Annotated in this window: 19 protein-coding genes; 12 read left to right on the top strand and 7 right to left on the bottom strand. The window is 27.2% G+C overall.

All coding sequences use genetic code 4. The features are described 5' to 3' along the window. Positions 1–3: 3 nt before the first annotated feature. Together JV175_RS01860 and JV175_RS04110 are read left to right on the top strand one after the other, a co-directional pair. The gene (locus tag JV175_RS01860) at positions 4–966 is read left to right on the top strand and encodes an MSC_0882 family membrane protein (protein ID WP_205498768.1); all 963 of its coding nucleotides are present in this window, start codon (positions 4–6) and stop codon (positions 964–966) included. A 9-nt stretch (positions 967–975) separates the two neighbouring features. Further along, positions 976–1203 (top strand): YneF family protein, encoded by a 228-nt coding sequence (locus JV175_RS04110; RefSeq protein ID WP_205498770.1) that lies wholly within the window; start codon positions 976–978, stop codon positions 1201–1203. A 57-nt stretch (positions 1204–1260) separates the two neighbouring features. Here the strand turns inward: JV175_RS04110 and JV175_RS01870 are convergent, their stop codons facing one another. From JV175_RS01870 to JV175_RS01895, 6 genes are all read right to left on the bottom strand, one after another. Next, the gene (locus JV175_RS01870) at positions 1261–1812 is read right to left on the bottom strand and encodes a deoxycytidylate deaminase (RefSeq protein WP_308699421.1); all 552 of its coding nucleotides are present in this window, start codon (positions 1810–1812) and stop codon (positions 1261–1263) included. A gap of 174 nt (positions 1813–1986) precedes the next feature. Then, positions 1987–4455: a DEAD/DEAH box helicase gene (locus JV175_RS04380; protein WP_205498772.1), complete on the bottom strand. Its 2469-nt coding sequence runs from the start codon at positions 4453–4455 to the stop codon at positions 1987–1989. Beyond that, positions 4442–5890 carry a site-specific DNA-methyltransferase gene (locus JV175_RS01880; RefSeq protein ID WP_205499123.1) on the bottom strand — a complete coding sequence of 483 codons (1449 nt, stop codon included), beginning with the start codon at positions 5888–5890 and terminating at the stop codon, positions 4442–4444. The genes JV175_RS04380 and JV175_RS01880 overlap by 14 nt, the downstream gene beginning before the upstream one ends. After that, complete coding sequence (locus tag JV175_RS01885; protein WP_205498774.1) at positions 5827–6219, bottom strand: type III restriction endonuclease subunit M; 393 nt, start codon at positions 6217–6219, stop codon at positions 5827–5829. The genes JV175_RS01880 and JV175_RS01885 overlap by 64 nt, the downstream gene beginning before the upstream one ends. An 82-nt stretch (positions 6220–6301) precedes the next feature. After that, positions 6302–8431 (bottom strand): Tex-like N-terminal domain-containing protein, encoded by a 2130-nt coding sequence (locus tag JV175_RS01890; protein ID WP_205498776.1) that lies wholly within the window; start codon positions 8429–8431, stop codon positions 6302–6304. 12 nt (positions 8432–8443) lie between these two features. Beyond that, on the bottom strand, positions 8444–9325 hold the full coding sequence (locus JV175_RS01895) for a DegV family protein (RefSeq protein WP_205498778.1): 882 nt from the start codon (positions 9323–9325) through the stop codon (positions 8444–8446). An 88-nt stretch (positions 9326–9413) separates the two neighbouring features. On the opposite strand from JV175_RS01895, the gene tyrS reads away from it, so the two are divergent. The 4 genes from tyrS (at position 9414) to JV175_RS01915 (ending at position 14394) form a co-directional block, all read left to right on the top strand. Then, on the top strand, positions 9414–10643 hold the full coding sequence (gene tyrS / locus JV175_RS01900; protein ID WP_205498780.1) for a tyrosine--tRNA ligase: 1230 nt from the start codon (positions 9414–9416) through the stop codon (positions 10641–10643). Positions 10644–10720: 77 nt separating this feature from the next. Further along, entirely contained in the window at positions 10721–11629 is a 909-nt protein-coding gene (locus JV175_RS01905; RefSeq protein WP_205498782.1) for a hypothetical protein, read from the top strand. A gap of 100 nt (positions 11630–11729) precedes the next feature. Next, positions 11730–13574: a type I DNA topoisomerase gene (topA, locus tag JV175_RS01910; protein ID WP_205498784.1), complete on the top strand. Its 1845-nt coding sequence runs from the start codon at positions 11730–11732 to the stop codon at positions 13572–13574. After that, positions 13558–14394, top strand: coding sequence for a hypothetical protein (locus tag JV175_RS01915; RefSeq protein WP_205498785.1), 837 nt, complete (start codon positions 13558–13560; stop codon positions 14392–14394). Before topA ends, JV175_RS01915 begins: the two co-directional genes overlap by 17 nt. Before the next feature lie 35 nt (positions 14395–14429). Here the strand turns inward: JV175_RS01915 and JV175_RS01920 are convergent, their stop codons facing one another. Continuing rightward, positions 14430–15164 (bottom strand): YebC/PmpR family DNA-binding transcriptional regulator, encoded by a 735-nt coding sequence (locus tag JV175_RS01920; protein WP_205498787.1) that lies wholly within the window; start codon positions 15162–15164, stop codon positions 14430–14432. Between the two features lie 136 nt (positions 15165–15300). Between JV175_RS01920 and JV175_RS01925 the strand changes: the two genes are divergently transcribed. The 6 genes from JV175_RS01925 to rpmA all read left to right on the top strand — a co-directional run bounded on the left by JV175_RS01925 (position 15301) and on the right by rpmA (position 22298). Beyond that, entirely contained in the window at positions 15301–16080 is a 780-nt protein-coding gene (locus JV175_RS01925; RefSeq protein WP_205498789.1) for a phosphatidylinositol-specific phospholipase C domain-containing protein, read from the top strand. 180 nt (positions 16081–16260) lie between these two features. Next, positions 16261–20064 carry a hypothetical protein gene (locus tag JV175_RS01930; RefSeq protein ID WP_205498791.1) on the top strand — a complete coding sequence of 1268 codons (3804 nt, stop codon included), beginning with the start codon at positions 16261–16263 and terminating at the stop codon, positions 20062–20064. Positions 20065–20127: 63 nt separating this feature from the next. Further along, positions 20128–20910, top strand: coding sequence for an NAD(+) synthase (gene nadE / locus JV175_RS01935; protein ID WP_205498792.1), 783 nt, complete (start codon positions 20128–20130; stop codon positions 20908–20910). Then, complete coding sequence (locus tag JV175_RS01940; protein ID WP_205498794.1) at positions 20910–21605, top strand: pseudouridine synthase; 696 nt, start codon at positions 20910–20912, stop codon at positions 21603–21605. Before nadE ends, JV175_RS01940 begins: the two co-directional genes overlap by 1 nt. A 123-nt stretch (positions 21606–21728) precedes the next feature. Continuing rightward, the gene (gene rplU / locus JV175_RS01945; RefSeq protein WP_205498796.1) at positions 21729–22028 is read left to right on the top strand and encodes a 50S ribosomal protein L21; all 300 of its coding nucleotides are present in this window, start codon (positions 21729–21731) and stop codon (positions 22026–22028) included. A 6-nt stretch (positions 22029–22034) separates the two neighbouring features. Further along, a complete protein-coding gene (gene rpmA / locus JV175_RS01950) occupies positions 22035–22298 on the top strand; it encodes a 50S ribosomal protein L27 (protein WP_205498799.1) in 264 nt (87 codons plus the stop codon). Positions 22299–22316: the final 18 nt, after the last annotated feature.

A 22316-nucleotide genomic window follows, 5' to 3' on the forward strand; every position in this document is an offset into this window, starting at 1 on the left:
AATATGTTAAAACCATTTTTTAATGAAAAAAATCAAGAAAAATCAGTCGAAAATAAAGATGTAAATATAACTCAAACATCAACATCTGGTGCAACACAAACATTAGAAATTCCGGTTCAAAAAACAGTCGAAACAAAATCATTTGTTTCATATAATCAAAAAACAATTGATAAAGAAGGAAAAATTCCAAATGGAATTATGAAGGTTTTTCGCAGTCAAAAACGTGTAAAAATCTTTAATATTACCGCAACATTAATACTTTTGATTGCTTCAGCAATATTGTTTACACTATTTGTGCTAAAACCAAGTTTAATAAATAAAGAAGTAACAAAAGCGCCAATTATTTGATATATTTTATTAACAATTTTTGATGCTTTAGTTTTATGAAAATTAATTAATGATTCAATTGAATTACATAGTTTAAAAATGTCAATTCGTGAATATCGTCATTCGATTGAACAAGGTACAAACGATGTTCCTTCCTTTGTATTATTGTTATATCGTAAACTTTCTTTAAACCAAGTAACTCAAAACTGAATTACAATTGCAACAGTCTTTTACTTGGGAGTATTTACATTGATCTTTTGAGCTTTAAAAGACCAACAATGAATTAAAAAAGATGGTGTTCAGTATACAGATGGTTCTGGAACTGTGTATCTTTTAGATTTTAAACGTTGAATTTCAGAGTCATTTCCAAATCCAGTTTTCTGAGTAACTATTTTTTGTGTTATTATTTTATGTATTGTCGTTCTTCATATTGTCTTTACTATTATGAGAAAAGCAAAACTTTCTTCAATCCAAAGCTTTATGGGTTCAGGTTCATTAGATTATAACCAAGTAGCTCAAGACAAACAATCAAGAAATCGTTTATTAGCAAAAATATTTTTCTTATCAATTTTAGTGATTTTAGTTATTCCATTTATTGTTTACTTTATTGCTAAAAGAATCGTAATCAGAAAAAAATAAGGAGTTTAAATGTCAACAGGTTGAGTAGTTGCAATCGCATTAATTTGTGCAACATTAGGAATACTAATTGGAGGGTTCGTTGGAGTTTATTTCACACAGAAAAAAATTAAAAGACAACTTGATGAAAATCCCCCAATCAATGAAAAAATGATTCGTGCAATGTTCTTACAAATGGGAAGAAAGCCATCAGAAGCACAAATCAAACAAGTTATGCGTTCAATGAAACAAGCAAAATAATAAAAAAAGTAACGCTTGTCGTTACTTTGTAAATAATAGTGAAAATTCAATTCACTATTATTTTTTTATAAATTCTAAGTCAAAATCTTCTTCAAGCATTTTTACTTCAACACCCATTGAACGAAGAATGTATTCACTAGCTTTATATTCATCACTATCGGGACGGTAAGCTTGCGCGAAAACAACTCTTTTAATTTTTGATTGAACAATTAGTTTTGCGCAATTGAAACAAGGTGAGTGAGTAATATAAATTGTTGAGCCTTTTTCAATTTTTGAATTAGTAATATTGGCATTAATGATTGCGTTTTGTTCAGCGTGAACAACATAAGTGTATTTTGAATTTAAAACATCATTTTGTTCTTGTGGACGTTCTCAAGAAAACATTTTATCATTATCACTTTGCTTTCTTTTGTTTCCTTCATAATTTGTGGGCATTCCATTGTAACCTAAACTGATAACATATTTATCATTATTTACAATACAAGCACCTACTTTTGTTGTAGGATCTTTGGAACGTAAAGCGCTTAATTTTGCAAGTGACATAAAGTAATAATCTCATTTAATGTCGCCACGTTTATTAAAAATATCGTTAATTTCTATTTCTGTCATAGTTAAAATTTTACCATATATAGCAAAATACAGCATCCGCAGATGCTGATTTTAATTATTCAGTGAAATAAGGGATATAACCTCGGTAAGACATTTATTAAATAAATCCAGCCAGGCTGTCTAGCCGAATCAGTACTATTATAACATAAAATCTTTAAAATTACTAATAAAGCTTTAAAAGGACTTTAAACCTTGTTGAATAACAATGTCATTTATTAAAGATTCTAAATTAGAATATTTGTTTTCTTCGCTTTCATTTAAAGAATTGTTAATTTTTTGTGAACTAGAAAAACCAAGTAATTTTGTGAATCAAACATTATTTTTATTTTCATACTGACAAATTACAAATGTTATGTCCAATTTTTCTTTTGCTTGATTATTAGCTAAAATATATTTTTCGTAAGACTCAAGAATCTTTTGAGTTTTCATACTGTCGTAATCATTTTTACTTTTAACTTCAATAAATAAATAATGGTTTCCAATAACGAAAACAAAATCAGGGAAAGATTTTCTAATTTGATAGTTGCTATCAATATAATCAAAACCAATTCCCATCTTAACTGGGTTTTTAAAAATCGGTATTGATTTTTCCACTCATTGATATTCCTTTGTCTGTTTTTTGCTGATTTCTAGTTTTGTGTTTTTTGTTAATATTTGTTTAAAGTTATCAATACCAATATTTTCTAAAAACTCTTTTTCAGGCAATGATTCAGCAATGAAAATATCATATTTCTTTGTTACTTCTTCAACTTCTTTTATAAAAGGTATATACTCTGGTTCAAATGCATTATTTTTAGAAACAATATTATTTTTTCAACAAAAACCAAAATATTTAGAAGTATTTAAAGGATTGTGTGAAGCATTTCGTATATCTAAAATATCAGTTATTCTCTCAGGGAGTGCGTAATTTTTATTAATTTTATAAAAATCAGTTTTATCTCCATTTAACATGTATTTTTTATAAACTTTTGTTAATTTGTCGCTGTAAAGTTTAAATAAAACATATTTTATTATTCCTGTGGTTAAAAAGCTATGTTTTAGTTGAAACTTATTAATTTCTCCATCTAATTCTAACGAAAGATTTTTATTTCAGTATACTTTTTCAAAATTTAGTTGTATTTCATTGTTGTATAAATAAAGCTCAATAGCATTTGTAACAATTTTTTTAATTAATTTATTCTCTGAATTTTGAATACTTTCTTCTTCAACAATTATTTTGTTAGTGTTTTCATATTCACTCAAAATTTTCTTAGCTTGTTGAATTATATTGGCTTCATTCTTTCATAAAACACTCTTAATTTCTTCCTTGTATTCAATTGAACCTTTAAAGTTATAAATTGTTTCTCTAGAAATATTTCCTTGTGGGAATAAAATGTTTTTGTATTCTTTTTTGACTTTAAAGTTAAAAAATGATTTTTCACTTAAAAGATTATTTGAATAAATGTAGTAGTGATATGAAGGGTTTGAATTGTTTCAATTTTCTTTAAAACCAGGATTAGGATTACGTTTAATTCTTCCAATTGTTTGAATATTTAAAGATTCAGAATTGACGTTTCTTAATTGTACTAACATACAAGCACGGGGAATATTTCAACCAACGGCTGGTCCAACTTTAAAAAGAATAACATCAATACTACTATTGGATTTAGAAATATCTTCTAAATTTGCAACATCCCTTTCATCTGAATTAACTTTTTCATCTGAAAAATAAATTGCATAGCTTAGCTTATTATCTTGCAATTTTTTAATGATTTTATTTTTAGCATCTTCGAATTCTTTTTCTCTACCCTTTGTTTTATTGTCAAATTGAATTAGCATTGCGGGATTTATTCTTTTTAGTCCCCATTTATCATGAGGATCTTTGTATTCTTCCTTGATTTGTTTAAATTTTTGAATTGCAACATCTAAAAAATCAAAACTATCAATTGAAGATAGTTCATAATTGTCATTTAAACCACTATTAAAAACAAGATTTTCTTTTAAAAGTTTTACTTCGTCGTTTTTTAAGTCTTCTTCAGTAATTTCAACAAAATTTTCGTTAATTTCTTTTGGTGTCGCTGTCATTTCAATGACAAAACTTGCTGCATTTTTTAATTTTGTGTCAGTTTTTAGTTTCTTTTCTGCATCATCTTTGTTTACTCTTGAATTCGCTCTGTGAGCTTCATCGCGAATGTACACTAATTTTAAGTCGCTTCTTGTTTTTAATTCTTCTAAAAAAGAATCCAGAATCTCTTGTTCAGTAAAAATTCTTGTAGCCCCAAAAGAACTAAGTCCCATAATTAGAACACTATCGTCCTTTGCATTAATAGAAGCACTAAAATCCTTTACCTTATTAGTACTAACTGAAGGTGATTCAATTAATTTAATTTCAATATTGTTATTATTTAAGTATTTTTTATATTTATTAAAACTATATAGAATTTGGTAAGGTAATCTCGCATCTGAAATAATCATATAAACAAAAACTAATTTTAGGTCAATTGGCTTACTTAAAAGCATTTTATCAATAACATTTGCAATCATAAATGTCTTACCACTACCAGTTGGAGCTTTAAACGTTAGAGCTGTTTTTTTATTATTATAAAAATCAAATGTTGAAACAATTTTTTCAACAGCGTTTGATTGTGTTTTAGTTAGTTCCATCCTTTTCTTCCTTTTTAAATGAGTAAAGATCTCTCATTTTTATTAATAATTCTTCTTTTGTGTAGTCTTCCATTAAAGACAGTTCTCTAAGTTCTTTTTCCAATAAATTTAAAGGCTCATCAAGATTTTTTTGATTGATATCTACCTTAAATTGTTGAGTTTCATAAACTTCAAAGTCTTTATGGTAAGGTTCATTTTTCTTTAATCAATCAAAATCGTTTTTTCCATCAGTTGAAACACCCTTAGAAATACGGTGTAATCTTTCATATGTTGTATCAAAAGCAATATTATTTTCATTATTTGTAACAATAGTAAATGTTCTGTTTCCACCGTCTTGTCTGTTCAGTTCTCACACCGCATGAGCTGTGGTTGCTGAACCTGAAAAAAAGTCTAAAATTTTCGCATTTTTATTTGTGTGTATTAGTAACAAATCTTTCAAAAAATCTAAGGATTTTGGAAATGGAAATTTATTATTATTTAATATAGTATTTAATAATGTTGTTCCAGAATTTGTACTATATGTGGACTTATACCAAACGGTTTTATTTTTTAATTGTTTTATGCTTCCATTTTCTAAAGTTGCCCTAATTTTTGTTTTGACACTATTATTATCAAGAATTATATTGGATGGATACATTAAAATTTCTTTATTATAAGTTTCAAAACCTCATCTTCATCTTTTGAAATTACCATTTTTATCTTTAGGCAAGAAAACCTTGTAATCTAGACTTTCGTATTTTTGAATTAAAGTCTCTAAGAACAAATCATTAAATTTTCCGTCAATATACAATGAATCAAACTCTTCTTGAGTGATAGAAAATAAACTATTATTTTTAGCCAAGATAGGATAAAACATATTAGGTCTATTTTCTCTATTGGACTCATTTCCTGTTTTTATAAATGAAATTTTTTTATATAAACCATTTTCATCGTTATATTTATACTCTTTATCTATAATATCTTCAGAAATTTCTAATCCATTAATTTTTAAATAATTATGATTTTTTGCATAAACTAGTAAATATTCATTAGCGGTTGCGAAATTTATTTCATCAGAACGACCACCTAAGTTATTAATAACAGAAATATTACTTATAAAATTTTCTTCTCCAAAAATTTCATCCATCAGAACTTTTAAATAAGCTTGTTCATTGTCATCGATACTAACAAAAATAACCCCATCATCTTTTAGGAGTTCTTTAGCCTTTAAAAGTCTATCGTTCATTAAGTTAAGTCAACCAGTTCTTGCGAATTTGTCACGATAAACAAATTTTCCAGAATTATTCTTTGTTTCCTTCTCATCAGAAAAAGAATTATTGCTATTACCTTCTTCTGAAGATTTTTCAGTATTATAGGGAGGATCGATATAGATTACATCATACTTAGATTCGAAGAATCTCTCTCTCTCTCTCTCTCTCTCTCTCTCTCTACTAATATTAAATTATTTAAAACATCGAAATTTTCTCCGATAATAAACATATTTTTATTTCTTTGTTTGGTTTGGTCTCCAATTGAAAGTTTTTCGTTTCTTTTTAATAAAGTAACATATTGGTTATCTATGATTGGTGTTGGTGAAACGTCAAATCTTAAACCAAGTTTTACTCTTTGTAAAAGTAATTGATAAACATTTTGCACTTCACGTTCATCAACTGAATTTAAAATGTGTCTTGTTAAAGTTTTTTGATCTTCATTAAAAACTGAATTTGAAATCTCATCCAGTTTATCAATGTACAACTGTCTTAAAGTTTTGTCTTTTGTGTTCATATATCCTCCGTTTATAACTATATAAATTTTATTAGATACTAAATAAAAAAATAAAAAATCTCGAAAAAATCGAGATCTAAAATTAGTAAATTAACTTTGCTGAAATTCTTGAGCGTTCAATATCAATGTCTAAAATTTCAATTTTTACTTTTTGACCTACTGAAAGAACTTCAGAAGGGTGTAAGATTTTTTTATCAGACATTTGTGAGATATGAACTAGTGCTGATTGTTTTATTCCGATATAAACAAACGCTCCAAAGTCAGTGATATTTTCAACATTACCTTCAAAAACATCACCCTTTTTAATTTGGTTAATATCTAAAACATCTTGACGCAGTAATAAACCTTCTTTTGAGTCACGAATGTCTTTTGTAGGGTTAATAAAAGCTTCTAAAATTAGCTCAATATCATATTTGTTTGAGTCTAATTTTTGCGCAAGTTCTTCTTTGTTAATTTTCTTTAAGTTTTCAGTATCAATATTATTTAAATCAATATTTAATTCTTTAACAATTTTGTCAGCTAGTTTATAGCTTTCAGGGTGAATTTGAGTACGATCATAAAAGTTTTTTGAGTCATGAATACGCATGAAACCAATTGCTTGTTCGTATGTTTTTGCTCCTAAACCCTTAACATCTTTTATTTGTTTACGATCAACAAATCTACCGTTTTCTTCACGGTGTAAAACAATGTTTGCAGCAGTTTTAGCGCTCAAACCACTGACATAAGTAAGGATTTCTTCAGTGGCTGTGTTAATATCCACACCCACTTGGTTAACAACTTTGTTAACTTTAAAGGTTAATGCTTCTGATAATTCTTTTTGATTTACATCATGTTGATATTGACCCACACCAATAGATTTAGGATCAATCTTTACTAACTCATTTAAAGGATCTTGGAACTTACGACCAATGTTAATTGCGCTACGCTCTTCAACACTTAAGTCAGGGAACTCTTTAATTGCTCCTTTTGATGCTGAATAAACACTAGCACCAACTTCAGAAACAATTGCTCAGTAAATGTTTTCTAGTTTAGCTTGTTTAATTAATTTAGCAATAAATGTTTCAGTTTCACGTGAAGCAGTACCGTTACCAATAACAACAATATCAACACTGTGTTTGTTAATTAATCTTAAAACAACGTCAGCTGATTCCTTAATTTGATTTTTAGGTGGGTTAGGATAAATTTTTTGAACTTCCAAAACTTGACCAGTTTTTGAAATCACCGCAATTTTGCATCCATTAACGTAAGCTGGATCTAAAGCAAGAATTGTCTTGTTTTTAACAGCGGGAGCAAGAAGCATATCTTCGAGATTTTTTGAAAATAGTTCAATTGCCGCTTTTTGAGCTTTATCAAAAAGATCACTTTTAATTTCTCTTTCGATTGAAGGCAAAATTAAACGGTCAAGAGCATCAAGGATTGATTCAGAAATAATTTTTCCGGTTGTTTTGATTTTGAAAAACTTATTATTTAAATCATATGTAATCTTTTTAAGATTATATTCAAAATCGTAAGAAACAATTTTTTCGTTTTCAGCTCTTTGAATTGCTAAAATTCGGTGATTTTGAATTGAACTAACTTTAATTTTGTAGTCATAAAAATCTTTATATGTTTCTTTTTCATCTTTTGCATTTTTCTTAATTTTTGTAACGATAAAACCGAAATTTAAAATTTGATTTTTAACATAATTTCTTGTATCAATATCTTGACTAATTCATTGCGAAATAATGTATTTAGCTTGTTCAATAGCAAATTCTTCGCTGCTAATTTTGTCGTTTAAATATTTTCTTGCTTCTTGATATGGATTAAACTTAGGATTTTGCTGTTCAAAAATTTCTTTCGCAAGTGGTTCTAAACCAAGAGCAATTGCTTCGGTAGCTTTAGTTTTTTTACCAACTTTAAATGGCTCATAAATGTTTTCAACTTCTTGTTTGGTTTCAGCAAGAAGAATTTTTTGTTTAATATCATCAGTTAAAAGTTGCTTTTCGGTCAAAATTTCAATAATTGCATCTTTACGTTTATTTAATTCGGTATTGTATTTGTAAAGTTTGTCAATTTCTTCAATTTGTTCTTCATCAAGTCCGCCGGTTACATTTTTACGATAACGGCTAATAAAAGGAACAGTTGCTCCTTCAGATAAAAAGTTCAGAACAACTTCAACTTGTTCTTCTTTTAGTTGCATTTTTTTTGCAACAAATTCAATGCTTAAATTCATGTTATTCCTTTGTTATTTTTTAAAAATTCTTGAAAATTTTTTAAGAGTTTCTAATTCTTGTTTTTCAACTTGTAAGTAACTAAAAGCAATTGCTCCTTTTCCTGTGTGAATTGAAATAGTTGGACAAAGTGGCATTAGTACAGCTTTGGATTGGTTGGTTTCTTCAAGAATTTTATTAATATAATTATCGATTTGATCGTTTGCCGCATTGTTAAAAACAAAGTAATAATCATCACCATTGTCGCTAAAAATTTCTTTTGCATTTTTTACAACCGATTTATCGAAAATACGTCCCTTCGAATATTTTTCTAGCTTTCCTTCTTCACTAAATTCAATAATTGGAACAATTTTTAGTAATTTAGCAACACTAGCTGCTGCTGGAGTTAATCTACCACCACGTACAAGGGCCTCATTTGTAAATGGAATTAATAAAGTTTTTGCTTGTGGTAAGTCAAAAATTTGCAGACTTTTTACAAAGTCATGACCTTGTTCTAACGTTTTTTGGAATTTAAAGATATCCAGACAAATTGCGTGTGAAATCTTTTTGGATTCAATTACATAAGCGCGCTTGTCAGGGTGGATTTCTTCAAGAATCATTTTTAGCGAAGAATATTGACTTGAAAGATTTTTACTGATTGGATAAATAATAATCTTGTCGTATTCAGGCCCTATTGAGCTTAAAACATCTATAACATCTTGAGGGCGTGAAGCTGATGTTTTTACACTAGAGTTGGTATTTTGAATATTTCAAATTGTTTGAGCATCAATATCTACACCATCTAGATATATTTTATTATCTATTTCAATTTGAATTGGAATATAAAATCATCCTAGCTCTTCGGCTTGTTTTTTAGTAAGCCCACAGCTAGAGTCCACAACATAAGCAATTTTCATTTTATACTCCTTTATTATCAATTAGTAATTTCACTATGTTAAAATATAATAATCATATTATATATAAATAATTTAAAGTGAGACAACAATGAAAGAAATAATTGAACAATTAAAAAACCGCGGAATTCTAAAAGATATTTCCAAAACTGAAAAACTAGATATTTTAGATAAAACTGCAGCTGTTTATACTGGTTTTGATCCAACAGCTCAATCACTTCACTTAGGTAACTATATTCACATCGTTAACTTATTACGTTTTAAAAATGCTGGATATCGTGCTATTGCTTTAGTTGGAGGAGCAACAGGAATGGTGGGAGACCCTTCTTTTCGCGATGATGAAAGAAAAGAAATGAGCAACAACACACTGTTAACTAATAAGCAACACATTAAAAATCAACTAGAAAGCTTTGGTTTAGAAGTGATTGACAACTATGATTTTTATAAAAATCTTGGTTTTTTAGATTTTTTAAAAAACAATGGAAAAATCATTAATGTTAATTATATGTTGGCTAAGGAATCAGTAAAACAGAGACTTAAAAACGGAATGTCATTTACTGAGTTTAGTTATCAATTGATTCAAGGATATGACTTCGAAACACTTTATAGAAATCAAAATGTTTGTGTTCAACTTGGTGGAAGTGATCAATGGGGAAATATTACAACAGGATTAGAAATAATTAAAACTTTACATGGTGATGATCATAAAGCTATTGGAATAACATGTAATTTATTAACTGATTCAAACGGTAAAAAAATTGGAAAATCATATGGTGGTGGAAGTTTATGGCTTGATGCAAATATGACAAGCCCCTATTCTTTATACCAATTTTTAATTAACCAAAGAGATGATGATGTTGAAAAACTGTTAAATTGATTAACTTTACTAGAACAAGATAAAATTAAAGAAATTGTTGCCAAATCTCAAGATGATAAAAAATCAAGACTTGCACAAAAAGAATTAGCGTTCCACACTGTTGAAATTATTCACTCAACTGAAATTGCTAAACAATGTCGTGAAATTTCACAAAAACTTTTTGAAAACGACATTTTAAATTTAACAAATGAAGATATTAAATTATTAGCAGGTTTCTTAAAAGTTGTTGAGTATAAAGGTGAAACTATCATTGATTTAATGGTTAATAATCAAATTGTAGGTTCAAGACGTGAGTTTCGTGAATTTTTAAATAATAAAGCCTTAAGTGTTGACACACAAACTATTGAAGATGAAAATCAATATATTTCTTTTAATCACTTTAATCAATCTTATGCATTTCTTAAAAAAGGTAAAAAAGAATTTATTTTGCTTATTAAAAAATAACCTATATAATATACAAACCTAAGCTCGATTGCTCAGGTTTTTATTACACTAAAAACAAGAAAATAAAGGGGAAAAATATGTTTAAAATTAAAAAATTACTTATATCATTGCCTGTGCTAGTTGCGGCGTCAACACCATTAATTGTACTTTCATGTGACAACTTTGGAGCATTTAAAGAAGATCAAGATAAATGAGCGAACAAAAACCTTAATAATGTTTTAGTATCTGATGCAAGCGAAAATAAAAACTTAATGGTATTATTTTCTAAAAAGGAAATGCCAGATTTATATTACGACATCAACGCTAAAAAAGTTTATTTTAAAGAAAACGAAGACAAAAAATATGTTTTTAATTTACAACTTAATGATGAAAATAAATTCTTTGTTGGTCTGTTAGGAATAGGAGATGATAATACCAAGCTAACAGTTGAACAAAATAAAAAACAAATCACAATTTCTTATAAAGCAGTTTTTGATAGCGAAAGCAAAAAAGCATATATTTCAAAAAATATATATTCATCATCAATAAATACTGAATCTATTCTAAAGAATTTAGTTAATGCTTGAGCCAAACAAACAAAAGATGCTCTTGTTGTTGTCGAAGAGAACAAAGATAGCTTGATTCAAGCTATTAAAAATAATAAAAAATTAGTTTTCTATCATAGAAAAGGTGGAATTGTTGTTGGACAAGAATTCCAACTAACTAGAGATGAAAAAGATTCAGAAGATAATCTTGTTATTAAATTTAAAGATGGTTTTGAACAACCAAGTCAAGATTATCAATTAGCTAATCCAATTAATCCAACTTTTGAAAACGGAAGATGAATTAACGCAAGACAAGATATTGAATACAGTGTTGAAGGTGATGATTTAATTTTAAGTTATATTCCTTTCTTATTTAGAATAGGTCATGCTCCTTTACTTGCTGATGCAGAATATACTTCAAGAATTCACATTGATAATTTAGAAAATTTATTGTCAGAATAATTTAAAAAAAGAGGGTTACAAACCTTCTTTTTTGTTTTTTTCAAAAGCAGAATAAAAATAATTGTTTGAAAAAAAACAATTTTGTAATAAGATTGCTTATATGTATAAATTATTAATCGTCGAATCTCCAAATAAAGAAAAAACAATTCAAAAATATTTAGGAGAAGAGTATAAAGTTATGGCTTCAAACGGTCATATTTTAAAATTATCAGTCTCAGGACAAGGACAATTAGGAATAAATTTAGAAACATGAGAACCTAAATATAATATTGAAACTAATAAAAAAGCAATTGTTAAAAAACTAAAAGAGGCAGCTAAGAAAGCTTCTGAAGTTTTAATTGCAACTGACCCTGATCGAGAAGGAGAAGCCATAGCTCAAAACCTTGTCGATTATTTAGACATTGCCGATAAATATAAAAGAGTAAGATATAATGAAATTACTAAAACTGCAATTCAAGAAGCAATTGCTAATCCTCAAGAAATCGATAATGATTTAGTTGCAGCTCAAAAAGCAAGAAGAATGCTTGATCGTATTATCGGTTTTAAATTATCAAAATTAATGAAACAAACTACTAAAAATGCACCAACAATACCTTCTGCAGGAAGGGTACAATCAATCGCACTGAAATTAGTTTGTGATAAAGAAAAAGAAATTGAAGCTTTTATTCCGGTTAAATATGAAACTGTCCAAGCTAAAATTGATGGAGACATTACAGCTGATTGTTACTTAAAGCCATCAGTTCTTGAAAAAAATACATGATTAACTCCTGAAATAGCAAGTAGTGTGTTAGATAATAAAACTAATACTTTAGAAGTAAAAGATTTTAAAGTTTCACAAAGACGCGATTCTGAAATTACACCATTTAAACAATCAGTACTATATAAGGAAGCAAAATATTCTTCAAAAATTGTTCAAGAAGCTGCTCAAAAGCTTTTTGAATATGGACTTATTACTTATCCAAGAACTGATTCAACAAGAATGTCGCAACGTTTTATTGAAACAGCTAAAGAATTTGTAGCTAATAAATATGGAAAAGAATTTGTGGCTGAAAATGTTAAAGGATTTAGTGGTCAACAAGACGCCCACGAAGCCATCAGACCAACTTCACTTGATTTAAGTCCTCAACAAGCTCGTGCAGAACATAATTTAAGTGCTCAACACGCTTATATATATGAATTAATTTATAACAAAACTTTAATGTCAATCATGAAACCGCCAGTTAGAGAATTTTATCAATATGATTTAGCTGATGGTGGATATGGTTATAAAATGTCTTTTTCAAAGATTATTTTTGATGGTTATTCATTAGTTAAAAAAGCTGAAGAAGATTCTAAAAAAATCCCAGTTTATGAAATCGGGCAAAAAATCCCAGTCTTTAAATATATTCACGAAAAGAAACAAACTCAACCACCAGCAAGATATACAGAAGGATCATTAATCCAAATGCTTGACGAAATTAAAGTGGGTCGCCCTTCAACATTTGCAACAACTATTAGTGTTATTAAAAAACGTCTTTTTGTTGAAAGACAAAAAAATAGTTTAGTACCTACTGAATTTGGAAAAGTTATTAATGAAAAATTGGTTGAGAATTTTAAAGAAATTATCAATGAGGAATATACTTCTGAAGTTGAAGCGGAATTAGATAAAATTGCCGAAGGAGATTTAGATTTTCGTAAAGTTATGGATGACTTCTGAACTGATTTTCAAAGAGTTTTTGAAACAGCTTCACAAAATATGACAGTTTCATCACTTGATAAACAATACGTTAATGAAAAATGTCCAAACTGTGATCGTGAATTACTTTATCGTTACAATAAATCTAATAAACAAAGATTCATAGGATGTGAAGGTTTCCCAAGCTGTAAATTTGTGAAACCTGATCCTGATGCAAAACCAAGAACTTGATACCGTAAAAAAGTAGCAAAAAATGAAGAAACAAACTAAATCACTTTCTATTGCATTGTGAAGTTTAGTCGGAATTTTATCTTTTGGTGCTTTAAGTGGAATAATTTATTTTACTTACTACAATGCAAAAGTAGTTCATGAAAAAAAATATAAAGTTTCTGAATTTTTAGAAGATTCAGAGAAAATTAGTTTTTCATCTAATACTTATTTAAATAGCCAGAACGCTCAAGAAATCGCACAAAAATACCAAGAATTAATTACTTTGTCAGAATCTGAATTAAAAAATTCCAATACAGACTCGATTCAACAAACGAAAAATGAATATATTTCAAAATTTATAAAGCCAAATTGAAATATTCGTCAAAAACAAAATATTGAGATTAATTATGATGATTTAAATTATGATGGTAACTATTTAATTATTAATTACACCCTAAGTCCTAAAGAAAATTTAAATACTAAACCAGTATCTAATCAAACTAAAGTATTTATTTGACAAGATTTTTTAAATTTTGGTCAAAACACAAAATTAGAAAAACTTTATTTTGATAATTATGATTCTTTAGTGCAAATAATTAATAAAACTACTGATAAAAACGATTATTATACATCTTCTGAATTTAGAGAATCAATTTTTAACTGATTTAAATCAATTGTTAATCAAGCAAGACCAAATTTATTTCCTACTGATCAATGAGATTTAGAACCATTTTTGGACGCTGAAAACAATTCGACAGCGATAACATATACAACAAAAGGTTCACGAAACTTATTAGTTATTGATTATTATTTTGTTTCAAAAGATAAAAGCCAAAAAACATTTGGTTCAAGATTTGAAAGAAAAATCACAAAAAGCTAAAACAAAAATCCAGCAGCGCTGGATTTTTGTTTTAATTATTCTGGGAATTTAGCGTTGTGGTAAACTTCTTGAACATCATCATCATCTTCTAAAGTATTTAAGAAGTTTTCGAATTTTTCAACTTTGTCTTCAGGTATATCAATTTCCATGTTTGGAACATAACTGATTTCAGCTGTTGTAAAGTTTTCGATATTAAATTTTTTTTCTAAAGCATTTTTTAAGTTGATAAAATCAGCTGGTTCTGAATAGATTACATATTGATCATCTTCAGAAATGAAATCAACAGCATTATTATCTAATGCAAACATCATTAAATCTTCTTCATTTAAATTATCGGCTTTGTCTAAAACTAGAACTCCACGTTCATCAAAGGTGTAAGGAATTTTACCATTACCCATTTGTCCATTAGCTTTATTAAAATAAAATTGAATGTTTGATGAAAGACGGTTAAAATTATCAGTTAGACAGCTTACAATAAAGTTTGTTCCACCAAAAGCTGTAGCTGTATAGATGTATGATTTGAAGTTAGAACCTTCTTTTGAACCACCAGCACCTTTTTGAATAGCTTTTTCGATGTTTGATTTTGGCATTGAACGTGCTTTAGCTTTTGCCACTGCCATTCTTAATGAAGGGTTTGCATCTGGATCTGGTCCACCTAAAGCGGCTGCTACCATGATTTCTTTAGAAAATTTTTGGAAAATTTTACTTCTTTTAGCATCTTGTGCTGCTTTATGGTGTTTTGTTGTAGCTCATTTTGAGTGTCCTGACATATTTTTCTCCTTTTTTAACACTAAATGTAAAATACTCTATAATTATATGAAATTTTATAAAATTTATATTACAAAATATTATCAGAAATAAATTATTAAATTAATATAAAAAATAACAATTAATTTAAGGAGTAAAATGAATAAGAAAAACAAATTAATTTCAGCGGCGATATTATCAACTTTAGCTGTACCTACATTCTTAACTTTTTTGTCAACAACAAATTATCAAGATTGAACAAAAAACATTAATTTTGCATACTCAGATTCTAAAAATTTAGAGTCAACTTATTTTATTAATTGGATGAAAAATTTAGATAATAACAAAACTATTTTTGATTTAAGTATTCCAGGTACACATGACACTGGGATGTTTTCTTGTCGTGGAATTGCATGTACTTTTGGTGGAGCTTGAGCAATAACACAGTCAAAAAATATTACTCAACAACTACAAATGGGAATTAGGTTCATGGATCTTCGTTTTGGTACAAACATGGAAGTAAGACATGGTGCTGTTTGAGGAGATGCCTTAAGTTTCGAAACAATTCTTAATCAAAGTGTAGAATTTTTAAAGCAAAATCCAAGTGAATTTCTTATTTTTAGAATTAAAGATGAGGGGGAAAGCATTGGAAAGAATCAAGAACAATGACATCGTGACTGGGGTAATCACTTTGAAAAAACACTATCAAACGAAAAATACCAAAACTATTTATTTCAAAATCCTGGAGGTTTATGGTGAGATAAATTAGATTTATCAGTTCGTAATTTACGGGGAAAAATCTTTGTTATTAACAATATGCACCACAACATTTCTACAAGTGCCAAACATGGTGCATTAAAATGATTTTTTTCCCAAACTTCACAAGATAATTACAATCCTGGAGGCGAGCAAAATAAAATAAATTTAATCAAACAATAATTCGCACGTTCAAATGATATAAATCGTCAAAAAGGTCTATATGTTAATTTTTTAAGTTATTCAGATGGTGTTCAACCTTCGAAAACCTCTAAAGGTATTAATCGCTTTGTTTTTAATTATTTAAACGAGAATAATCCTCATTTAGGAAATAGAAATCTTAACAATTTAGGTGTTGTTGCCATGGATTTTCCAGGAATTGGATTAGTTCAAGAAATTATTAGAACGAATTTTTATATAAGTGATTATCAAGTTCAAAAAGGTTTATTGGGTCCCATTGTTAACGATATTAAAGTTTCTAATCTCTATGATTTTGATAACGTAATTAACTTTAATCAAAATTTAAATAACTGATACTTAGATATTTATATTGATAATAAAAAAATTTCAACACAAACAATTAAAAATTCTAGTTTTACAACTTTAAAATCGCAAAAGTTTTTATTTAATCAAAAAGTAAAATTAGAGTTTTATAAAATGACACCAGCCAATAATTATTATCAAAGTCGAAAATATAATGTTATTACAAAGCAATTAGTAGTTCAACATGACAGAAACTATATTAATAACTTAAATGACTTAAAACAAAAATTAGAAAATTTAAAGAAACAAATCAACAATACTTCATATTTAAGTGGTGATATTACAACTTTTATTGATCAAAAACTTCTTAAAAAAATTAATATTTTAATCACAAACGGTGTCAAAACTGAAGCGAATGTTAATGAATATAATAAAATTAAAAAATTTTATGACAGTCAGTCTTCAAGCCTAATTGACTTTCAAAACAATTTAAGTAAATTCGAATTACAAAAATCAATTTTCAATCAAGAAAATTTAGTTTTTGAAGAGCAAAATGTCAAAAAGTTTTTACAAAAAAACGAAATATTAGCTGAGCGTTTTAAACGAATTTTAAGTAATGAAGAACTAGAAAGTATTGATTTAGAAGCTTTTCAAAAAATTTCAGAAACGCAAAAAAACATTCTTGATTTAATTTCAACAAATATTCAAAAATTTATTCTAAATAATCATGAATTTAATGAATTAATTTCTTCACTATTCTTTGGATATGAAAAATTGGCTGATTTTGACTCAATATTCAAAGCAAAAAAACAAGATTATATTCTTGCTTCAAACAGTGTTTTAACTCAACATTCAGTTCATGATATTGAAAACATTCTTACTCAAGTGCAAAAACAAAAAGCAGAAATTCAAGCAACTATTGAATTTGCAATAAACTTTTTAAAACAAATTAATCAACTATATAGAGAAGCCGACATTTTACAAACCCAAAACAATTATTTCTTTTTGAACTTAAATAAGATTTTAAATTCACAAGACCTGCAGCAAGGAAAATTATTTATTGCAAACTTTAGTAAGTTAATTTCTTTAAATGAAGAAATAAAACAAATACTGAAGCAAAATTCTGATTATTTAAATCAAAATGCAGTATTTAATGATTATGCAATACTTTCAGAATATAAAAATATAATTCAGCAACTTCAAGAAGCAACACAAACCAATACTCAAAATGGTACAAGTTTTGATTTTTTAAATTCCCTTATAAGAAAGATAAAAGAATTAAAACAAGATATAAATTTAATTAAAATAAACAAGTCATTACTGAGCAAAGACTGAAATTTTAATGATTTAATTAATCCAATTTTTTATGGAAATCAAAATTTAAGCAAGTATATAGAAAAACTTAATTTATTAAAACAAGAATTTCAAAATAAAGTTAAAAAGATTAAAACTTTAACTCAAAATAATGAAATTAGCACTTCTATTCAATGATTAACTACTCAACAAATATTGATAGATAATGACGTAAACTTGGCAAACACATTTATTCAAAAAATTAACTCTCATTTTAAAAATTCAGATATTTTAGAGACTCAAAAAGAGTATTTATACGCTCAAGTGTCAAGTCTTTTAATTTCTAAAAATACAAATCAACAGCAAAATTTTATTGATAGATTTAGTCAGCTTACCTTGTTAAACTCTAAATTAAAAGAAGCTATTAAACAAAGCGAAAAAATTAATTCAAAATTTTATGGTGAAAAAGATTTTGTGGGGCAAAATGTAAAACTTACAAAATATCAAGAAATTAAAAAATATAATGAATTAATAACAGAAATAAAAAATATCCTTACTCAAGATTCTAAAAGTGCAATAAATTTAGATATTTTGACTGATCTTTATAATAAAGTTCAAGAAGCTAAAACGGCAGTTATTGAACTAAATGTTTTTTTAGTTCAATTAAATTCAAAAATGAAAACAGTTTCAAATTTAGCTATTTTTCAAATTAATGAAGTTCAAAATTTAATTAAAGATTCAAATTCTTTAGAAAACTTAAAACAAGCTCAAAATACTTTAGAGAGTTTAATTGCAGAAGATGCTATTAATAATAGAATAAAGACATTTGATAGTTTTAGTACAACCCAAAAACAAGAAACACTTAAAAAACTTTTAAATTCAGCAACTGAAGAAGAGTATCAAAAAAATAAAGCAACTTTTAAAAAGTTTAATATTAAAAATAAAGAAGCAAATACAATACTTTCAAATACAAATATTTTTGTATCATCACTTTATTTAAATAGTAATGAAAATATAAAAAACAATTTTAAGAATTCTTATGACGAATTAAAAGAGTTTGTTGTTTCAGAATCACTGGATTTAAATCAATTAAAATCTGTGATTAAAAAATATCAAATGTATTATCAACAATTAGATGGTGATAATGAATTACGTGAAAATAAAGAACAATTATTATCTGAAGTTAATAAATTTCACAATTTGTCTGAATTAAACTTAGAATATAGTCAAATTATTAATTCCCTTGAAAGTATTGAAAAGCTAAATTCTTTAAAAAGCCCTATTGCACAAATCGTTAAAATTAATAATGAAATTAACTTTTTATTAGAAGGTTCAGTAATTGCACCAGAATTAAAAAAACAAATTATTGAGAAATTAAAGCAAGCATCATCATATGAAAAATTAGTTCAAATTAGAGAAGAAATTAATGAAAATATGAGTTTTGAAGAGTGTAAAGAACAACTGATTAATATTATTAAGAATAATGACCAAATTTTTAACTGATATAAAGAAGAACAACTTCAACAATTAAATAACATTAATAATAAAGACAAGTTAAAAGAATTTAATGATTTATATTTTAATAATTACCCAAGATTTACAGTTAATAATAGTCTTGAACCACTTAAAGCACTTTCGCAACACCAAAAACAACTTTTAACAACAAAATTAAAAGAAGTTCAAAAAACAAGCTATGAAGACTTAATTCAAAAAATGAAAGTATTAAACCAAAACATGCTTCAAGTTAAAAATCTTGTTAATGATTTTGAACAATTAAAAATTAGTCAAAATTTTCAAGATGCAGATTTAAGTATTCAAACTCAAGTTTCAGATATTCTAGAAGAATTAAAATCATTTAATTTAGATGATAATGATTTACTTTCAAAAGAAATTCAAAAATATAATAATGCTGTTACTTCCTTAAATGGAATTGAAAAACTTCAAAACCAAAAACAAAAAGCTGTTGAATTGATTGACAATGAATTAGATTTTGTTCACGCAAAAACATTCAAACAACAAATTTTAGAAAGCAGAAATATTGAACAAATAATCGAACAAAATAATCGAATTCAGGAATTTATTAAAGTAGCTAAACCTATCTATAAAAGAATTCATTCACTTCCTGAAAACCAAAAAGCCCAATTACTTGAACAATATAATAATGCCTTTACACTTGAACAACTGAATCAAATTAATTTTCCAGTCGTTGATAACTCGGCACAAAGTCCATCAAGACCCACCAGTCCTTCTAGTCCTTCGACTCCAACTAACGAGAAAAATCCAACAAAAAAAGTTAATAAATCTTTAATTGTTGCCTTAGCGGTTATTTTACCAATTGTTGCAATCGCCATAGCAGCAGGAGTATTTATTTTTAAAAAATTTAAAAAATAATTAATAGAGTCTAATTTCAAAAATTAGATTCTATTTTTTTAAAATGTCTTTAAAATTAAGGTTATGAAAATACAAAACATTACAATTGAAGAACTTTCGAAAAAATATGATATTAACAAATACAATTTACTTATTGAAGATTTAGTTAACTGATTAAAACAACAAGTTGCCAATGCTAATGCAAAAGGACTTGTTTTAGGTGTGAGTGGTGGAATTGATTCGGCAACACTGGCTTTTATCTGTAAAAAAGCAGTTAATGAAAACTTGCATCTATACAATATTAATATTCAAGAAGATTTAAATAAACCTTCAAAATCTGTTCATGATGCAAAATTAATTGAAAAAAAACTAGGTCACAAAATTGAATATATTGAATTAGGTAAAACTTTCCAAGAATTAAAAAAAGCCTTAAAAATTGATCAACAATTTACCGAAGCAAATATTAAAGCACGTCTAAGAATGACTTCTTTATACGCTTGCGCACAACAACATAACTGTCTTGTTGTTGGTACTGATAATTTAAATGAATATACATTGGGTTATTTTACTAAATATGGTGATGGCGGTTGTGATTTATTGCCAATCGCACAAATTAAAAAGAGCGATATCTATATAATGGCTAAAATTTTAGGTGTTCCGCAAGAGGTTATTACTAAACAACCAAGCGCAGATCTATGAGAAGACCAAAGTGATGAAAAAGAACTTGGTTTTAGCTATGATGATTTTGAATCATATTATGAAGATAAAAAATCAGTAGATTCAGAATTGGGTAGAAAAATACAAAAACAAATTGATAAAAACACTCATAAAATTACACCAATTCCAATTGGGCCAAAATTATCATAATGCGTTTAGAAAAATATCTTGCTGACTGTTTACAGTTAAGTCGCAGCCAGATTAAAAAAATGATTTCCCAAAAGCAAGTACAAGTCAATGGTATTTATGTTAAAAATAGTGTTAATGTAAATGCAAAAGATGAAATAAAAGTTAATGATGAAATTATTGAATATACTGAATTTCAATACTATATTCTTAACAAACCACAAGGTGTTGTCTGTGCCAATGAAGATGCAAAACACCCAACAATTTTTGATTTAATGAATTTAAATAAAAATAAATATTTTTCATTTGGTAGACTAGACAAAGACACTGAAGGATTACTGATTGTAAGCAACGATGGTAAATTACTTCATGAGTTATTGAATCCAAAAAAACATGTTAAAAAGACTTATTATCTTGAAGTAAATAAACCTATTAATGATGATATTAATGAAAAAATAAGTAGCGGAATTGACATCGGTGAAAAAAAACTCACTCTTCCCGCTGAATTTGTTTTTAAAGATAAGCAAAGTGGTTTTTTAACAATTTCTGAAGGTAAATTTCACCAAGTTAAAAGAATGATGGAGTTTTTTGATTTAAAAGTAACTTTTTTAAAAAGAACAAAATTTGGTAATTTAAAACTCCCTAGTGATTTAAATCCTGGTGAATTTCGATTATTAACTACTGAAGAAGTTGAAATTTTAAAAAAAACATCATTATAAAGTAATAAAAGACATTTAAAAAAAATTTAATTTGTTATAATTTTTGTGTTACTTGTTGTAACCGTTCCAAAAAGGTTTAAGCATAGCACCTTAAGGGCGAGCCATCAATTAAGGAGGACTATAATGTTCGCAATCATTGAAACTGGTGGAAAACAACTAATTGTTAAACCAGGTGAAACAATTTTCATTGAGAAAATTGAAGGAGAAGCTGGTGACAAAGTTACTTTTGACAAAGTTGTTGTTCTAGATGACAAAATCGGAGCACCATATGTTAAAGGAGCTTTAGTTACTGGAGTTATTGAAAAACAAGGTAAAGCTAAAAAAATCGTTGTATATCGTCACAATGCAAAATCTACTCACAAACGTAAATTAGGACACCGTCAACCATATACAAGAGTAAAAATCGAAGAGATTAAGGGGTAATTAAGAATGGCACATACAAAAGCGGGTGGATCTACCCATAACGGTCGTGATTCGGCTGGTAGAAGACTTGGTGCTAAATTAGCAGACGGACAATTTACATTAGCAGGTGGAATTATCTACCGTCAAAGAGGAACAAAAATCTTTGCCGGACACAACGTTGGAATGGGTAAAGACCACACTCTATATTCATTAGTAGATGGTATTGTTAAATACGAAACAAGACGTAACAGAAAATACGCTTCTGTGTACGAAGTTAAAGAAAACAACTAAAAGCTTTACTGAAAAATG

It is taken from the genome of [Mycoplasma] gypis (assembly GCF_016924775.1).
GTDB classification, from domain to species: Bacteria; Bacillota_I; Bacilli_A; order Mycoplasmatales; family Metamycoplasmataceae; genus Metamycoplasma; species Metamycoplasma gypis.